Below are 14,434 nucleotides of genomic sequence, written 5' to 3'. Positions count from 1 at the left end.
ATGGATCTGGACCAGATGGCATATCGGTGCCCAAAGGCGGAGGTGGTAGAAATCGTCCGCCTGGAGGGGTATCGGCTGACCTTTGCAGCCGCAGGAAGCGGCCTTGCCACCATCTTCCCGGAAGAGGGAAGCCATGTGGACGGCGTCCTCTGGTCACTGACCGGGGACTGTGAAAAGAGCCTGGATCTTTATGAAGGCTATCCTGATTTTTACGACAAGCAGGAGATCACTGTCAAGAACAAAGATGGAAGAGAGATCAAAGCCATTGTCTATATCATGACAAAAGATTACATGCAGAACTTTAATCCGCCCGGACGGTCGTACCTGACTGGGATCTTAAAGGGCTGCAGACAGAACCAAATCCCGACAGAGCCGATCCTGAAAGCAGCAAGGAAACCGCCTGTGCCGGGAAAGACGCAGAAGAGTCAGCCAAAGAAGCAGAGAAAAGCCGGACAGGAACGATGAAGAAAAAACCAAAGACAGGAATCTTACAGAGGTTTTTCAAGATCATCTGCCTTGCAGTGACGCTGACAAGTGCCGGGTTTCTGATTTACCACATGGTATATCTTCCAATGGAGAACAAAAAGCTGGTGGCAGAGCTGAAAGGGAATTTCCCGGAGCCGGAAGCTCCGGGAGCCTCAGGCTCTGAAAAGAAAGACCAACCAGCTGGAAGAAAATGCCCGGTGGCTGCGGTAGACCTTGTTTCTCTTCGGGAACAATACCCGGATGTGCAGGGATGGCTGACAATACCGGATACCGGGATTGATTACCCGGTGCTTCAGTCCGAACAGGAGAATGGGGAGTTTTACCTGAAACGGAATTACAAAAAGGAATATGACATCAACGGAAGCCTGTTTTTACAGGCAGACTGTAAAGTGTCTGAAAGTCGGAACCTTATCATTTACGGTCACAACATGAACAGTGGGGCAATGTTCGGAAATCTGGACTTATATGCAGATGAAACGTACTATCAGGAGCATCCCTTTGCTTATCTTCAGACAGAGGATAGCATTCAGGAATACCGAATTGTCACGGTGCTGAAAGCAGACAGGAATTTGTTCCCATTCCAGCAGAAACTCGCAGATGCGGAGGCAGTGCAGGAATATTTAAAAGCAGCTAAGCAGAGGGAAGTGTTCGAAACCGGGGATGATTACCTGAAGTGTATATACGATAAGGTTTTGACGCTCGTCACGTGTTCATATGAATGGAGCGGTGCCAGGAACATCGTCCTGGCGGTGCCGGTTTCCGGGGCAGTGTGGAGTCAGAAGTGTTCGTAAGTACCAGAAAAGTGCAGAAAATGAGACAAATAATGACCGCACGGGCAGGGATGTGTTCAAAACAGGGGGATTATGTAAGGGTGTGCATTGGTAGTATTTAGGTTGAAAAAAGTGTCTGAAAGTACCAGAAAAGTGCAGAATGTGAGACAACTTATAACCCAGATCCGGCAGAAAGTGTTCCAGAAAGGAGCGTTTCCTGCCGTTATTATTTACTTGGAAAGGATGGTAACGATTATGAAACGATTTTATACAGCAGAATCCGTAACAGAAGGACATCCGGATAAGCTCTGCGACCTGATCGCAGACAGCATTCTGGACGCGTGTCTGAAAGAGGACGAAAATTCCAGAGTGGCCTGCGAGGTGCTGGCGACCAAAAGGAACATCATTGTGGCAGGAGAGATCACCAGCCGATTTGAGCCACAGGTGTTTGAAATCATCAAAAAGGTGCTGGAGAGTGCAGGCTATGAAGCAGAGGAAATCCACATGGATGCCCTCATCCACAAACAGAGTCCGGATATCGCCGAGGCAGTGGAGAGATCCAGAGAACGAAGGGCAGGGACTGTTTCTGTTCAGAGCGGACTTGCCAGCGGTGCCGGGGATCAGGGCATCATGATTGGTTACGCCTGCGATGAGACACCGCAGCTTATGCCGATGCCAGTGGTTCTGGCGAACCGCATTGTAAGGGAACTGTCTGCAAGCCGTAGAAGCGGATATATCACGGGAATCTTGCCAGATGGAAAGGCGCAGGTGACCGTGGAGTATGAAGATGACAGACCTGCCCGGCTGGATACCGTCATTGTGTCCTGCCAGCATGAAAAGGAAAAATCCCTTCGGAAGCTGGAGCATGAGATCCGGGAGAAAGTGTTACGCCCGGCACTCCGTATGCTGCCACCGGATGAGGATACCAAGATCCTGATTAACCCATCGGGCAGATTTGTGTGCGGAGGTCTGGATGCAGACACCGGACTGACCGGAAGGAAACTAATGGTGGATACCTACGGCAGCCTGGTACCGCATGGCGGCGGTGCATTCTCCGGGAAGGATTGTTCCAAAGTTGACCGTTCCGGGGCATACATGGCCCGTTACATCGCCAAAAACATGGTAGCTGCCGGACTTGCCAGCCGATGCCAGGTGTCCCTTGCCTATGCCATTGGGGTTGCCCAGCCAGTCATGGTGCAGGTGGATACCTTTGGAACGGGAAAGATCTGTGCGGATGACTGCCTCGCCGCAGCGATCCCTCTGGTGTTCGGGCTTACCCCAAGCCAGATCTGTGACACCCTGCACCTGAAGCGGCCAATCTACCGACAGAGTGCGGTGTTCGGGCATTTTGGAAGAAAGGAATTCCCGTGGGAGAAAACGGATAAGGCAGAGCAGCTCCGGGATACCGTGATGTAATGCCGTGGATTCCGGAAGAAGAAATCAAACGTGCAAGGGAGATCACCGCCATTGAATACCTGAAGAAATATCAGCCAAACCGTCTGAAAAAATCTTCAGCCAGAAATGAATGGGAGCTGACAGACCACGACAGCTTTAAGATTAACGAGCAGACCAGCCAGTGGCACTGGAAATCCAGAGATATCGGGGGCACCAGTGCTTTAAATTTCCTGATTCATGTAGACGGGTGTTCTTTTCTGGAGGCAGTGCAAATGCTGAAAGATGAGTATCCCACCTATATCCCTCCTCCAGTGGAAGCAAAGCCAAAGAAGCCATTTGTCCTGCCTACGGCCAGCCCAGACTGCCGCAGGGTGTTCCGCTATCTGAAAGAGCGGGGCATCAGTGGCGAGGTCTTACAGCGGTGTGTTCATTTGGGAATCTTATATGAGAGTCTGCCCTACCACAATGCCGTGTTCATAGGACGGGATGAAAACCAGGTGGCAAGATATGCTTTCCTGCGTGGGATTTACGATGCCAGCGGAAAGTCTTTTAAGATGGAACAGGCCGGAAGTGAAAAGGCATACGCTTTTTGTGTTCCGGCGAAATCGGGATGCAGACGGGTTGCTGTTTATGAAGCCTGTGTGGATGTGCTTGCCCACATGACATTGGAACAGAGACAGGGAAGCCGGGATAAGTACCGTCTGGAGCTTGGCGGGATCAGCGCACCAAAAGAAGGGCAGAGCCAGCGGAGCATGAAAAAGCCGCAGGCATTGGAACATTTTCTGTCCCAGCACCCGGAGATCACCGAGATCGAAGTGTGTACCGACAATGACTTTGCCGGACGGTGGGCGTGTGAACATATCCGAAAAGCCTACGAGGGAAGCTATCGGATCATCGAGAACCTGCCGGAAATCGAAGGGGCAGACTGGGCAGACATGGCAAAAATGGCTGCCCGTACACCGGAGAAACGGCAGAATAGGGAAGCGAGGTGATGCTTTGAAAGATAAAATAGAAGTGGAAATGCTGTCACCTCTGATGGCAGAGTTTATTCCGGACTATTCAGATATTGTGAATCTGGATGATGCGGAGCCATTGGGAGGACCTGACCTGGTGCAGTATCAGACATCCATCGCAGAAAAGGTTGACGAAATCAATCGGCTCGGTATGCCTGACAACCAGCCATGCAACCTGATCGATTATTTTGACCAAAACAAGGACATTAAGGAAAAAGTGGAACGCATTACAATGGCGGTAAAGGAACAGGAGGGCGTTTTATATGGCTGTGCAAACCTGACACTCCGGGAGAATCTGACACCAGAGGAATACCGTGTGGTGGGGCAGTATCTGAGAGGGCAGTACAGCGATGGCTGGGGAGAAAGTCTGGAACAGCGGGAGATCAAGGTAGACGGTGGTGAATTATACTTACATTTCTATGTTGGTGCCGGCTCGGATTTCCAGATACAGGTGAAAGCACCGGAAAACGGTGTGCAGGAAAAGCAGCCGGAACAAAAGCCGTCCCGTCTAGAACTTAAGCTCTTAGGGCATGACGGAAATATTTTCTCAATCCTTGGGGATGCCGCAAGACTGCTTAGACGTGCCGGGATGTCCGAACAGGCCAACGAAATGGCGGATCGTGTCCACAAGAGCAGCAATTACTATGAAGCGCTGGGAATCATCAGCGAATACGTGGAAACCGAGCTGTCGGACCACCGTGAACAGCCCAGAACGCCAAGAAAAGAAACATTGAAAAAAGAGGATACCTGCCGATGAGCAGTTCCACAAAGAAAAGCACTTCCAGAGAAATCTGGAAAATAAGCGACCGAAAGGATGATGCCTATGGGAAATACCCTGAAACTTGAAGATCTTTTAAAACCGGACTGTGTGCCGGATGAGTCTGCCGGAGGGGAGAACTGGCGTATCCTGCATGGAGATACCTTAAAACTGGTCAAAGGATTCCAGCCGGGGATCTTTGATGCAGTTATAACCGATCCGCCCTATGCGTCCGGGGGAACCAAGCAGAACGAACGCAACCGAACTACCAACCAGAAGTACAGCAGCATGAAAGCAGAAAATGCCCTGCCGGATTTTGATGGGGATAATAAAGACCAGCGTTCCTGGACCCACTGGATGGCAGAATGGCTGTACGATGTGCGGAAAGCCTGCAAGAGAGGGGCTCCGATCTGCCTCTTTATTGACTGGAGACAGTACCCGTCCATCACCGATGCCCTCCAGTGGGCAGGGTGGATCTGGAGAGGGACTGCCGTCTGGGACAAGGGGAACTCCCGTCCGCAGAAAGGCAGATTCCGCCAGCAGGCAGAATATATTGTATGGGGAAGCAACGGACCGATGCCGATCAACCGCCCGGTGTCCTGCCTTCCGGGTGTGTTCCGTTATGGGAATCCCCAGAACCGCATCCATGTGACAGAAAAGCCGCTCCAGCTGATGAAGGATGTCATCCAGATCTGTGAGCCGGGCGGCCTGATCTTAGACCCGTTTGCCGGAGCTGGTACTACCATCCTTGCGGCGACAGAGTCGGGGTTTCAGGCAGTCGGCATTGAAGTGACCGATGCGTATTATAAGCTGGGAAGCGACCGTGTCCGCATTGCACTGGAAGCTGGGGAAGAAGCGGAAAACAAAGAACCACAGTAGCCGGATGTCTGGCAGACATCTGAAAAAGAGAAGAAAAGAATCCAGATGTCCACAAGACATCCACAGAGCGGAATGTTTTGTGGGTGTTTCTTTTTGGAAAAACGCCGGGCAGAGGAAACCTGTCCGGCCAGGAAAGGAGATGGTCGTATTGGAACAGGCACTTGCTTATGTCTGCTGTTCTGCAGAAGAAGGAAAGACCAAAGTACAGCGGTACTGCCGGAAGATCTACGAACTGGGATATGTGCCGATCTGCCCGCAGTACAGCTTTTCCCCATTCCTTGATGACGGGGATGCAGAGGATATGCAGGCCATGCGGAGAATGTCCCACCAGATATTAAGGCGGTGCAGGATGGTGGTTGTCTGCGGAAAAGAGACCACCGGGACGATGAACACGGAGATCAGCATGGCTGACAGACTCCATATCATCTGTACCACACTGGATGGGTTGAGCAAAATCAAGGAAAATGAATGATTCAGAAAAACGACTGGTTCAGAGGGGACGAAACCGGATGCGACTGGTTTTGCAAGCATAGCGTTTGGATATCCAAACGCACTTTGGGGAGAACCCCAATCCCCCATACCGAGCCGTAAACAGACGAAAGGAGAACGAAAAAATGTTGGGATTTATACTTGGCACAATGACCGGAGGAGTAATGGGCGTTTTTGCAATGTGTCTTTTCATAGCTGGAAAACGTGAGGATGAGGCATTGGAGCGGTGCCGGATGAAACCAAAGGAGATCATTGACCACGGCGTGTGCATCTGTTTTGTAAACAGCCAGGGAGAGGAACTGTTCCGTCTGGCAGACGGGGAAAGCCTTGTGCAGAATGCCCCAAATGGAGAGCGGAACGTATCCACCTGCCACTATCTGGATGCCGATTCTGCTATGATTGATGGGAAAAAATGGAACCTCCTGGAATTCGCAAAAGAGATGGAAAAGAGAGGGATCATGTTCGCCCCGATGGAGCTGTGCCAGGTATCGGAAAGGGGGTGAGGTCCATATGAAGAAAAAGATCATTGCTGCAGCGGTAGCCATCGGCGTCCTGGCAGGTTTCCTGATCTGGAAAAATCGTGAAATGTAATGACGCAACCAATAACCCGTTGGAAAGCAGGTGAAGAGATGAGAAAAAGGAACCATGTGATACCAGTCCGCCTCAATGCAAAAGAGCTGCGTTTTCTGGAAGAGCAGGTAGAAAAAAGCGGCCTGTCCCGTGAGGAATACATCCGTTCCATTGTCATGGGTGGCGAAGTCCGGGCAAGACCCTGTGAGCATCATACGGAGCTTTTGCGGAAAATATCCGGTCTGTGCAACAACGCCAATCAGCTTGCCCATGTAGCCAATGGCTGTGGGATGGCCGGGGAAGAGAGTATCCGGGAAATGCTCCGCATGACGAAAGAGACATGGAGGCTGGTCAAAGAGGAATGGTAGCCGATGGCATACACCAGTATCATCCCGGTCAGCCGTCTGGACAATTCCATCACGTACATCCGAAACAAGGATAAGACCACCAAGAAAGGGCAGAGTGCCGGCTCTCTGGAAGAAGCCATCGATTACGCCATGAATCGGGACAAGACGGAGCGTTCCGTTTTTGAGGATGCCATCGGCTGCGTCTGTGAGACTGCCTATCAAGATATGGTAGCTACGAAGAAACGATACCACAAGATGGACGGAGTACAGGGGTACCATCTGGTGCAGAGCTTTGTCAAAGGGGAAGTCACCCCGGAGCTTGCTCACCAGATCGGCATGGAAATGGCAGAAAGGCTCCTTCAGGGAAAATACGAAGCAGTCATCACCACCCATCTGAATACGGAGCATTACCACAACCACATCGTGTTTAATTCCGTGAGCATGGAAGATGGGAAAAAGTACCACAGCAACAGCAGGAGTTACTATGAGGATGTGCGGAAAGCTTCGGATGCCTTATGCCTGAAATACGGCTTATCTGTCATCGAACCGAAAAACGGCAAAGGGAAATCCTATGCACAGTGGATGGCAGAACAGGACGGAAAGCCGACCTGGAGAACCTCGATCCGTCTGGACATCCGGGATGCTGTGGCAGAGAGCTTCACATGGAAACAGTTTCTGGAACAGATGAAGCAGAGGGGATACCAGTGGAAGCTGAACCGGAAGTACATTGCATTAAAAGCACCGGGGATGGAACGGTATATCCGTCTGCGGAGCCTTGGGAAGCATTACTCGGAAGAGAGCATCCGGCAGTGGATCTTGCAGCCCAAGAGCAGGATACCTGCTGGAAAAGAAGGAGATTCCAGATTCCCTAAAAAGAAGTTAAAAGGGATACAGGCCCTGTACTATTCCTATCTGTACCAGATGGGTGCCCTAAAGCAGAAGCCGAAAAGGATCTCCCCGGTGCTCCGGGCAGACATCCGAAAACTGGATGCCAGGATCGAGCAGATGGAATTTCTACAGAAGCATCAGATTACTACCCGTGAAGAGCTACTCGCCTACCGCACATCGTTGGAAGAGAGGGTACAGGCACTCACGAAAGAGCGGAAGCGGCTCTACCGGAGCGAACCGGACAGTGTCAGGATCGGTCAGATCACCGAAGAACTGAAGCCGCTTCGAAAGGATATCCGCATTTGTATCCGGATCGAACAGCAGTCCCAGGAGATGGAAGAAAAGATGCGTCTGGCAGAGCAGATCCAGAGACAGGAAGAAGAACAGACGGAGAAAAACAGAAAACCGAGAACAGAAAGCAGGTGAACAACATGAATTATGGAGGCGATGCGGCGGACCAGATCGTCCGGTATTCCCTGGACGGCGTGGACCACGGGCTCAGGCTTTCGGGTACGCTGGCAAAGCATCTGGCGGTATTTGTTGCCGCCGTATTAAAAGACCAGAAGAAAACGAGGGGCAAGACCAGAATGGTGCGGATGTTAAAGGAGAACAAGCCATTGAAGTTCTTCACTGTGCCATCTGACCGCCTGCGTGAATTCTGCAGTGAGGGCAGGAAACGAGGACTGCTCTATGTGATCATCCGGGATAAAAAGAACCCGGAGATGAGCGAGGTCATGGTCTTTGCCGATGATGCAGCCAAAGTCAACCGTGTCATGGATAAGATGAACCTTGATTTTGTAAGGAGCGAAGTCGGGGAAGCTGTCCATGAGGTAACCGCCGGAATGGAAGCACCGGAAACCGAAGCAGTACAGGAAACTGTGCAGATGCCGGAGGGCGAGGTGCAGTTTGAAATCAGCGATCTGGACGAAGCATTCCAGGTCGGTGACATGGACTTTTCTGAAGAGGAAAAGAACCAGAATCATCCCGAAAAGGAGTTTTCCGAACCGGAAAATTTTATCCCGGTGCAGGAAGAGGGGGAAGAGAATCTGTCCGGCTCTTCCTTGCACAGCAGAAATATTTCTACCGGGCAGGAAAAAGGGACTGATGCAGGGCAGAGGGAACAGAAGCGTCCCAGTGTCCGCCGGGAGCTGGAGAACATCAAACGGGAGAAAGCAGAGGAATCCCAGAAGCGGAGCCGGGAAAAGAACCGTGGACCAAGGAAAACGCAGAAGAAAGCAAGAAAGAAACGAAAGGTGAAAGCGAGGTAGGAGATGGACCTGACAAAATTTTTAGGGCAGGACTCGCAGGAGCAGTCCGCCCAGCGGTTATCGAAAGAAGAATATGCCGCACAGAAAAAGCAGGAGAGGGAAGAAATCTGGGGTATGATCGATGGAAAGGCACAGGAGGTCTTCCAGAATGGGGACTCCTTAAAAGGATTCCTTGATTTTATGGGACAGTGCAAGCCGCAGAGGACAGACAACCTGTTCCTGCTTTATGCACAGAATCCGGAGATCCGGCAGGTCAAGACCTTTGAAAAATGGAAGGAAGAAGGCAAGGTAGTCAAGACCGGAAGCAAGGGATACAACTTCATTGTCGGACAGGAATATGAAAAGGACGGTGTCATCCAGCAGGGGTACTCCATCCAGAAAGCCTATGACATCAGCCAGATCCGTACCAAGCAGCCAGAAGAGGCAGAGCCAAAGCCGATGGACCAGCTGATGGAAGCACTGCTGACCGACAGCGAGGTACGGATTCAGATCGCAGACAATCTGCCGGATAAGGTACAGGCACAGTACATCCCGAACAAGCGGACGATCTATGTCCGAAATGGCATGAGCGAAAATGCAACGTTCCATTCCATCAGCCGGGAGCTGGCCTGTGCATCCCTTGACCATCACGATGGAAGCTACAGCCGGGCAGGGGTATCGGCACAGGCCTATTGTGCGGCGTATGTGACAGCACAGAAATACGGCGTGGATGTCTCCGGTTTTTCCTTTGACAAGGTATGCCAGATGCAGGCATTCGGACAGAAAGATCCGAAAGAACTCCGCTCCTTTATCCAGGATGTAAAGAGTGCAGCCTATTCCATTGGCAAGCAGGTAGACCGCAACCTTGGCAAAAGCGAGCAGGAATTTATGACCGATGAATTTGCCATCCCGGAGGAAAAAACGGAGAAACCTGCCAAGAGTAAAAAGTCCCCGGAACGCTGATAAAAAGGGGCTTTTCCGGCTCTTTTGCAGTAGCTTTCCGGGAGGAAGTGTGGTATGTTGTGGTTGAGAAAAAAGAGGAAAAAAGGAGGCTCGCCTATGACAAGAATGCGATATGTAAAGATGGACCGGATCATGAACCACATGCTGATCCATGCACTCCGGGAAGTGTTCCGGCAGGAAAAAGAACAGGGGCTTCCGGTGGATACCACACGGGATCTGGTTCTGAAGCTGGCAGAGCAGGAAGAGGGAAAGCTCTACCTGACAGAAGCCGAACACAGCAAATCCGTGGAAGCCTTAAACCAGCTCCGGGACACATACCTGAAAAACGGACGCTATTCCGATGGGATCGACAGCGTCCTGTTAAAGATCATGAAATCCAGATACCGCCCATACCGTGGAAGGGGAAGATGAAGAAAGGATGTGGTACAAATATACAGAAATATGACACAAGAAAGAATAGAAGCCATGCGGAGAAGATATCCGCCGGGAACCGAGGTCACGCTTAACAGCATGGAGGGGGAGAGCCACATGCCACCCGGCTTAAAAGGTAAGGTGGATATGGTAGACGATGCAGGGCAGATCCACGTAAACTGGGAGAATGGAAGCAGCCTTGCCCTCGTTCCGGGAGTGGACAGCTTCCACATTACGGACCTGCCAAGAGCAGAGAGGCCCAAACAGCAACCATCCCGGTAACAAACAGCCGGAAGTCAGACTGGGTGATTTGGCTTGCCGGACTGCCTGTCATCTGGTGGGTAGCAATCCTGCTTGCGGATGCCATCCAGCCGGGCAGGAATCTTTTCGAGCTGATGGAGGTTCTCACAGAAAAGCTGAACCATCCCTTCCAGTTTCATTATACGGAATACACCATCAAGTCGATGCTGGTCTGCACGTTACTTTACGCAGCCGGGATCGGCATTTTTTATTCCAGTCAGAAGAACTACCGCAGAGGGGAAGAACATGGCTCTGCCAGATGGGGCGATGCCCGGCAGATCTGTAAGAAATATAGCAAGAAGCCGTACTCCCAGAACATCCTGCTGACACAGAACTTCCGCATTAGCCTTGACACCCACAAGCACCGCAGATGTCTCAACATTCTCGTAGTGGGAGGCTCCGGTGCAGGAAAATCCAGAGGCTTTGCCCTGCCAAACATCATGCAGTGCTGCTGTTCGATGGTCATCACCGATCCGAAAGCCGAACTGCTCCGAAAGACAGGCGGTCTGCTGGAAAAGAAAGGATATGAGGTGCGTGTTTTTGACCTCATCAATCCCGACACATCTTTTTGCTACAATCCATTCGAGTATGTCCACGATGACAAAGACGTGCTCCGTCTTATTTCCAATCTGATACAAAACACCACACCCAAAGGTTCCCAGTCCTCCGATCCGTTCTGGGAGAAGAGCGAGACCGCACTGCTTCAGGCACTGATGCTGTATCTGCTCCACGAAGCTCCGCCGGAAGAACAGAACTTCGCCATGATCATGGAGATGTTAGGTTCTGCCCAGGTAAAAGAAGAGGACGAGGACTACGAATCCCCTCTGGACATTTTGTTTGATCGTCTGGAGATGCGGGACCCGGACAGCATTGCCGTGAAGCAGTACCACATCTACAAGCAGGCGGCAGGTAAGACAGCAAAATCTATTCTAATCAGTTGTGGTGCAAGACTCGCACCCTTTGATATTGCGGAACTGCGGGAGCTTATGAGTTATGACGAGCTGGAATTGGATCTGGTTGGTGACAGGAAAACTGCATTGTTTGTTATTATTTCAGATACCGATGATACCTTTAATTTTATTGTTTCTATTATGTACACACAGCTTTTTAATCTGCTCTGTGACAGAGCTGATGATGTATATGGAGGCAGACTTCCAATTCATGTGAGGTGTCTCCTGGACGAGTTTGCGAACATCGGACAAATTCCTAAATTTGAAAAATTGATTGCTACGATTAGAAGCCGGGAAATCTCAGCTTCTATTATTTTGCAGTCAAAGTCTCAGCTTAAGGCAATTTATAAGGATAATGCCGATACCATCGAAGGGAACTGTGATACGACCTTATTCCTGGGGGGAAAGGAAAAAACGACATTAAAGGAAATAGCGGAGATTTTGGGAAAAGAAACCATAGATCTGTATAACACATCGGATACGAGAGGCAGTCAGCGGTCTTATGGAATGAACTACCAGAAAACAGGAAAGGAGTTGATGAGCCAGGATGAAATAGCAGTTATGGACGGAGGAAAATGTATTCTGCAGGTGAGAGGTGTCAGACCATTTTTCTCAAATAAATACGATATTTGCAAACATAAAAACTACAAATATCTGTCCGATTATGACAAAAAGAATACCTTTGATATTGAAAAATATCTGAATACTAATCTGATACTGAAACCAGAGGATGAAGTGGAACTGTATCAGATGTAACTTCTCGACAAATTGTCGGGAAGTGGATCATGGGAGGAAATCATGAATAATTTGGAAAAAAGGAACAGTCGGTATCCATCGACGAAAATGAATATACCGACTGTACGTGTGAGGAATTTTCCAAGTAGAAAATCCTATGCTTAGTGTAGCACAAAAGGCAGGGTTTATATAGTGTTTTCTTCCCTTTCTGGAAAAAATCTAAGAAAGGACTGGAAAATGTAAGTTTTCCAAAGGTACACTTATGGCATTTTTTACAACGGCAATTACGACCTTAAAAACATTGGTTTGTGCGATCGGAGCCGGACTTGCAGCCTGGGGAGTGATCAATCTGCTGGAAGGATATGGAACGGACAATCCGGGTGCAAAGTCACAAGGAATAAAACAGTTCATGGCTAATTAAAGGGAACAAAAAGAAAGGGAATGCACAATCCAGACGGTATCAGCGGCAGGCTACAAGAATAAATTGTGATTTCACAAGATTGGTGTTATAATAAGAGAAAAGTTCCTGCCGGGGCAACCGCCCCGGTGGTATGGATAGAAAGGCAGGAAAACAATATGCACATCAGCTATAAACCACTCTGGCACACACTGTTAGAGCGTGATATGAGAAAAGAGGATTTAAGGCTTGCTGCTGGTATGACAACAAATATGATTGCCAACATGAGCAAAGAGGGAAAGCACATCAGCATGGATACATTAGCCCGTATCTGTGAAACTCTGAATTGTGAGATTACTGATGTGATTGAGTTAGTACCAGACGAGCCTGCTTCCACAGGAGGTAAGGAACATGAGCGAATTGAAACCAAGAATAACGGAAAACGGAATTGATTATATCCTTGTCGGAGATTACTACATTCCAGGCTTGAAACTGCCGGAGGAACACCGCCCTATCGGAAAGTACGGACGAATGCACCGGGAATATTTAAGAGAAGTCCACCCAGCCAGATTGAATACATTGATACTGACCGGAGAATTGTTGACATATCTTGCAGACCTGAATGAACAGGCACAAAAACGGTTAGACACTATCATGGAGCAGATGAAAGCTACCGAGGGCGTGACAGAGGAATTGAAGTGTACCCGACAAATGGAATGGGTGCAGCGTTGCAATAACATTCACAACAGGGCAGAAGAAATTGTTTTGTATGAGATGATTTATTCATAACGGGAGCAATTAAATCGGAGGTATATAAGATGATTGAAATTGTATTTGGTGAAAGTGCCTGTGGAAGTTTGAAAATTGCCCAAACTTACGGCAAGGGAAAGTATAGAGGAAGTGCTGTTTCAATATTTATGAGGCACGAAGACGGGAGTGTTCCATCTTCAGATGAAATGAAAAAGGCACAGCTTCAAGCACAGGAACAAGAACGCATTGCTTGGGAGAATGCTATTCCATTGGGAGGCAAGAGCAGTGATGTTTATTGTTTTGATATGGCTCTTAGTGTGGGAGATATTTCTGATAATGGAATTGGCGAACAGCGGAAAAATATTTTCAAGAAAATGCTGTCTGTCTGCTTTGTAGAGGATTTAGATTATCAGGTTGAAGAAAAAATACAGAAAATTAAAACTACATTGACCTCAGTGATTGAACGATATGTAGCTGGGGAAGAAATTCGCATTTGGTATAGCTATAATCCAGATGAGCTTTGTGGTATGTATTGGCTTATGAAACAACTTCAACCATTAAACTGCCAGACAACAATTTATTTGGTTAAGTTACCTACATGGGAATATGGAAAAGAAAATACTATGACATCCAAAATAGCATGGGGCGAGGTCTCTCCTGGCGAATGGGGAAACTATATAACTCTACAAGAGAAAGCTAATCCTGTATTTCTTTCAGCTTGTACTATGAAATGGAATCAACTTCAAAATGAAAATGCACCTTTGCGTGCAATGTTAAATGGTAAATTGCAAAGCGTTTCAGAAGATATATATGATAGTTTCATTCTTCGTGAAATTGCGGAACAGCCAGAGCAATTCAAAATGGCTATTGTCATAGGTAATGTTTTAGGAAAATATCAACTTGGAATTAGTGATGTATGGATTTCCAATCGCATTGATAAAATGCTTGAAGATGGTGTGTTGGAAATTATACAGGACGCACCAAAGGGAGAAACAAATTATCGCCGAATATTAAGAAAACGAATGAAATAATAACCACAGCACAAACCGCTGCTACATGGAATCCAACAAACCATGCAACAGCGGTT

The 14,434-nt window shown here is 48.9% G+C and carries 18 protein-coding genes and 1 pseudogene; all 19 read left to right on the top strand.

What is annotated here, in order from left to right:
• The 19 genes and pseudogenes from NQ489_RS11715 to NQ489_RS11625 all read left to right on the top strand — a co-directional run bounded on the left by NQ489_RS11715 (position 1) and on the right by NQ489_RS11625 (position 14,378).
• Positions 1-465 carry a gamma-glutamylcyclotransferase family protein gene (locus NQ489_RS11715; RefSeq protein ID WP_008400055.1) on the top strand — a complete coding sequence of 155 codons (465 nt, stop codon included), beginning with the start codon at positions 1-3 and terminating at the stop codon, positions 463-465.
• Positions 462-1,277: a class B sortase gene (locus NQ489_RS11710; protein WP_015533349.1), complete on the top strand. Its 816-nt coding sequence runs from the start codon at positions 462-464 to the stop codon at positions 1,275-1,277. The genes NQ489_RS11715 and NQ489_RS11710 overlap by 4 nt, the downstream gene beginning before the upstream one ends.
• A gap of 234 nt (positions 1,278-1,511) precedes the next feature.
• Positions 1,512-2,672: a methionine adenosyltransferase gene (gene metK / locus NQ489_RS11705; protein ID WP_227945527.1), complete on the top strand. Its 1,161-nt coding sequence runs from the start codon at positions 1,512-1,514 to the stop codon at positions 2,670-2,672.
• Positions 2,672-3,643, top strand: coding sequence for a DUF3991 domain-containing protein (locus NQ489_RS11700; protein WP_008400051.1), 972 nt, complete (start codon positions 2,672-2,674; stop codon positions 3,641-3,643). Before metK ends, NQ489_RS11700 begins: the two co-directional genes overlap by 1 nt.
• A gap of 4 nt (positions 3,644-3,647) precedes the next feature.
• On the top strand, positions 3,648-4,421 hold the full coding sequence (locus tag NQ489_RS11695) for a hypothetical protein (RefSeq protein ID WP_021651310.1): 774 nt from the start codon (positions 3,648-3,650) through the stop codon (positions 4,419-4,421).
• A gap of 66 nt (positions 4,422-4,487) precedes the next feature.
• Positions 4,488-5,300 carry a DNA-methyltransferase gene (locus tag NQ489_RS11690; RefSeq protein ID WP_227945526.1) on the top strand — a complete coding sequence of 271 codons (813 nt, stop codon included), beginning with the start codon at positions 4,488-4,490 and terminating at the stop codon, positions 5,298-5,300.
• Positions 5,301-5,448: 148 nt separating this feature from the next.
• Positions 5,449-5,772 (top strand): DUF7768 domain-containing protein, encoded by a 324-nt coding sequence (locus NQ489_RS11685; RefSeq protein WP_019162195.1) that lies wholly within the window; start codon positions 5,449-5,451, stop codon positions 5,770-5,772.
• Between the two features lie 142 nt (positions 5,773-5,914).
• A complete protein-coding gene (locus NQ489_RS11680; protein ID WP_025577043.1) occupies positions 5,915-6,292 on the top strand; it encodes a DUF3789 domain-containing protein in 378 nt (125 codons plus the stop codon).
• A gap of 126 nt (positions 6,293-6,418) precedes the next feature.
• A complete protein-coding gene (locus tag NQ489_RS11675) occupies positions 6,419-6,727 on the top strand; it encodes a plasmid mobilization protein (protein ID WP_019162193.1) in 309 nt (102 codons plus the stop codon).
• Positions 6,728-6,730: 3 nt separating this feature from the next.
• Positions 6,731-8,020, top strand: coding sequence for a relaxase/mobilization nuclease domain-containing protein (locus tag NQ489_RS11670; protein WP_021650207.1), 1,290 nt, complete (start codon positions 6,731-6,733; stop codon positions 8,018-8,020).
• Between the two features lie 5 nt (positions 8,021-8,025).
• A complete protein-coding gene (locus NQ489_RS11665; protein ID WP_021650206.1) occupies positions 8,026-8,862 on the top strand; it encodes a PcfB family protein in 837 nt (278 codons plus the stop codon).
• Positions 8,863-8,865: 3 nt separating this feature from the next.
• Complete coding sequence (locus NQ489_RS11660; protein WP_008400043.1) at positions 8,866-9,804, top strand: ArdC-like ssDNA-binding domain-containing protein; 939 nt, start codon at positions 8,866-8,868, stop codon at positions 9,802-9,804.
• A gap of 96 nt (positions 9,805-9,900) precedes the next feature.
• Entirely contained in the window at positions 9,901-10,215 is a 315-nt protein-coding gene (locus tag NQ489_RS11655; protein ID WP_015513376.1) for a hypothetical protein, read from the top strand.
• Positions 10,216-10,269: 54 nt separating this feature from the next.
• A complete protein-coding gene (locus tag NQ489_RS11650) occupies positions 10,270-10,497 on the top strand; it encodes a DUF4314 domain-containing protein (RefSeq protein WP_238135147.1) in 228 nt (75 codons plus the stop codon).
• Positions 10,498-10,682: 185 nt separating this feature from the next.
• Positions 10,683-12,221, top strand: a pseudogene (locus tag NQ489_RS11645) (VirD4-like conjugal transfer protein, CD1115 family); the annotation flags it as partial.
• Between the two features lie 241 nt (positions 12,222-12,462).
• Positions 12,463-12,621: a Maff2 family mobile element protein gene (locus NQ489_RS11640; protein ID WP_005426591.1), complete on the top strand. Its 159-nt coding sequence runs from the start codon at positions 12,463-12,465 to the stop codon at positions 12,619-12,621.
• 155 nt (positions 12,622-12,776) lie between these two features.
• Positions 12,777-13,049: a helix-turn-helix domain-containing protein gene (locus NQ489_RS11635; RefSeq protein WP_002593556.1), complete on the top strand. Its 273-nt coding sequence runs from the start codon at positions 12,777-12,779 to the stop codon at positions 13,047-13,049.
• Complete coding sequence (locus NQ489_RS11630; RefSeq protein ID WP_005335912.1) at positions 13,009-13,386, top strand: TnpV protein; 378 nt, start codon at positions 13,009-13,011, stop codon at positions 13,384-13,386. Before NQ489_RS11635 ends, NQ489_RS11630 begins: the two co-directional genes overlap by 41 nt.
• A 29-nt stretch (positions 13,387-13,415) precedes the next feature.
• Entirely contained in the window at positions 13,416-14,378 is a 963-nt protein-coding gene (locus NQ489_RS11625) for a DUF3658 domain-containing protein (RefSeq protein ID WP_005335911.1), read from the top strand.
• Positions 14,379-14,434 lie beyond the last annotated feature (56 nt).

This window comes from Blautia sp. KLE_1732_HM_1032, from assembly GCF_025147905.1.
Classification (GTDB): Bacteria; Bacillota; Clostridia; order Lachnospirales; family Lachnospiraceae; genus Blautia_A; species Blautia_A fusiformis.
This window is presented reverse-complemented; position numbering and strand designations above follow the sequence as displayed.

What these genes read in the sequence shown, in the direction of transcription:
- NQ489_RS11665 (WP_021650206.1), top strand. Translation starts at nt 8,026, where the DNA reads ATGAATTATGGAGGCGATGCGGCGGACCAGATCGTCCGGTATTCCCTG.
- NQ489_RS11640 (WP_005426591.1), top strand. Translation starts at nt 12,463, where the DNA reads ATGGCATTTTTTACAACGGCAATTACGACCTTAAAAACATTGGTTTGT.
- NQ489_RS11635 (WP_002593556.1), top strand. Translation starts at nt 12,777, where the DNA reads ATGCACATCAGCTATAAACCACTCTGGCACACACTGTTAGAGCGTGAT.
- metK (WP_227945527.1), top strand. Translation starts at nt 1,512, where the DNA reads ATGAAACGATTTTATACAGCAGAATCCGTAACAGAAGGACATCCGGAT.
- NQ489_RS11690 (WP_227945526.1), top strand. Translation starts at nt 4,488, where the DNA reads ATGGGAAATACCCTGAAACTTGAAGATCTTTTAAAACCGGACTGTGTG.
- NQ489_RS11700 (WP_008400051.1), top strand. Translation starts at nt 2,672, where the DNA reads ATGCCGTGGATTCCGGAAGAAGAAATCAAACGTGCAAGGGAGATCACC.
- NQ489_RS11670 (WP_021650207.1), top strand. Translation starts at nt 6,731, where the DNA reads ATGGCATACACCAGTATCATCCCGGTCAGCCGTCTGGACAATTCCATC.
- NQ489_RS11710 (WP_015533349.1), top strand. Translation starts at nt 462, where the DNA reads ATGAAGAAAAAACCAAAGACAGGAATCTTACAGAGGTTTTTCAAGATC.
- NQ489_RS11650 (WP_238135147.1), top strand. Translation starts at nt 10,270, where the DNA reads ATGCGGAGAAGATATCCGCCGGGAACCGAGGTCACGCTTAACAGCATG.
- NQ489_RS11680 (WP_025577043.1), top strand. Translation starts at nt 5,915, where the DNA reads ATGTTGGGATTTATACTTGGCACAATGACCGGAGGAGTAATGGGCGTT.
- NQ489_RS11675 (WP_019162193.1), top strand. Translation starts at nt 6,419, where the DNA reads ATGAGAAAAAGGAACCATGTGATACCAGTCCGCCTCAATGCAAAAGAG.
- NQ489_RS11630 (WP_005335912.1), top strand. Translation starts at nt 13,009, where the DNA reads ATGAGCGAATTGAAACCAAGAATAACGGAAAACGGAATTGATTATATC.
- NQ489_RS11655 (WP_015513376.1), top strand. Translation starts at nt 9,901, where the DNA reads ATGACAAGAATGCGATATGTAAAGATGGACCGGATCATGAACCACATG.
- NQ489_RS11715 (WP_008400055.1), top strand. Translation starts at nt 1, where the DNA reads ATGGATCTGGACCAGATGGCATATCGGTGCCCAAAGGCGGAGGTGGTA.
- NQ489_RS11660 (WP_008400043.1), top strand. Translation starts at nt 8,866, where the DNA reads ATGGACCTGACAAAATTTTTAGGGCAGGACTCGCAGGAGCAGTCCGCC.
- NQ489_RS11625 (WP_005335911.1), top strand. Translation starts at nt 13,416, where the DNA reads ATGATTGAAATTGTATTTGGTGAAAGTGCCTGTGGAAGTTTGAAAATT.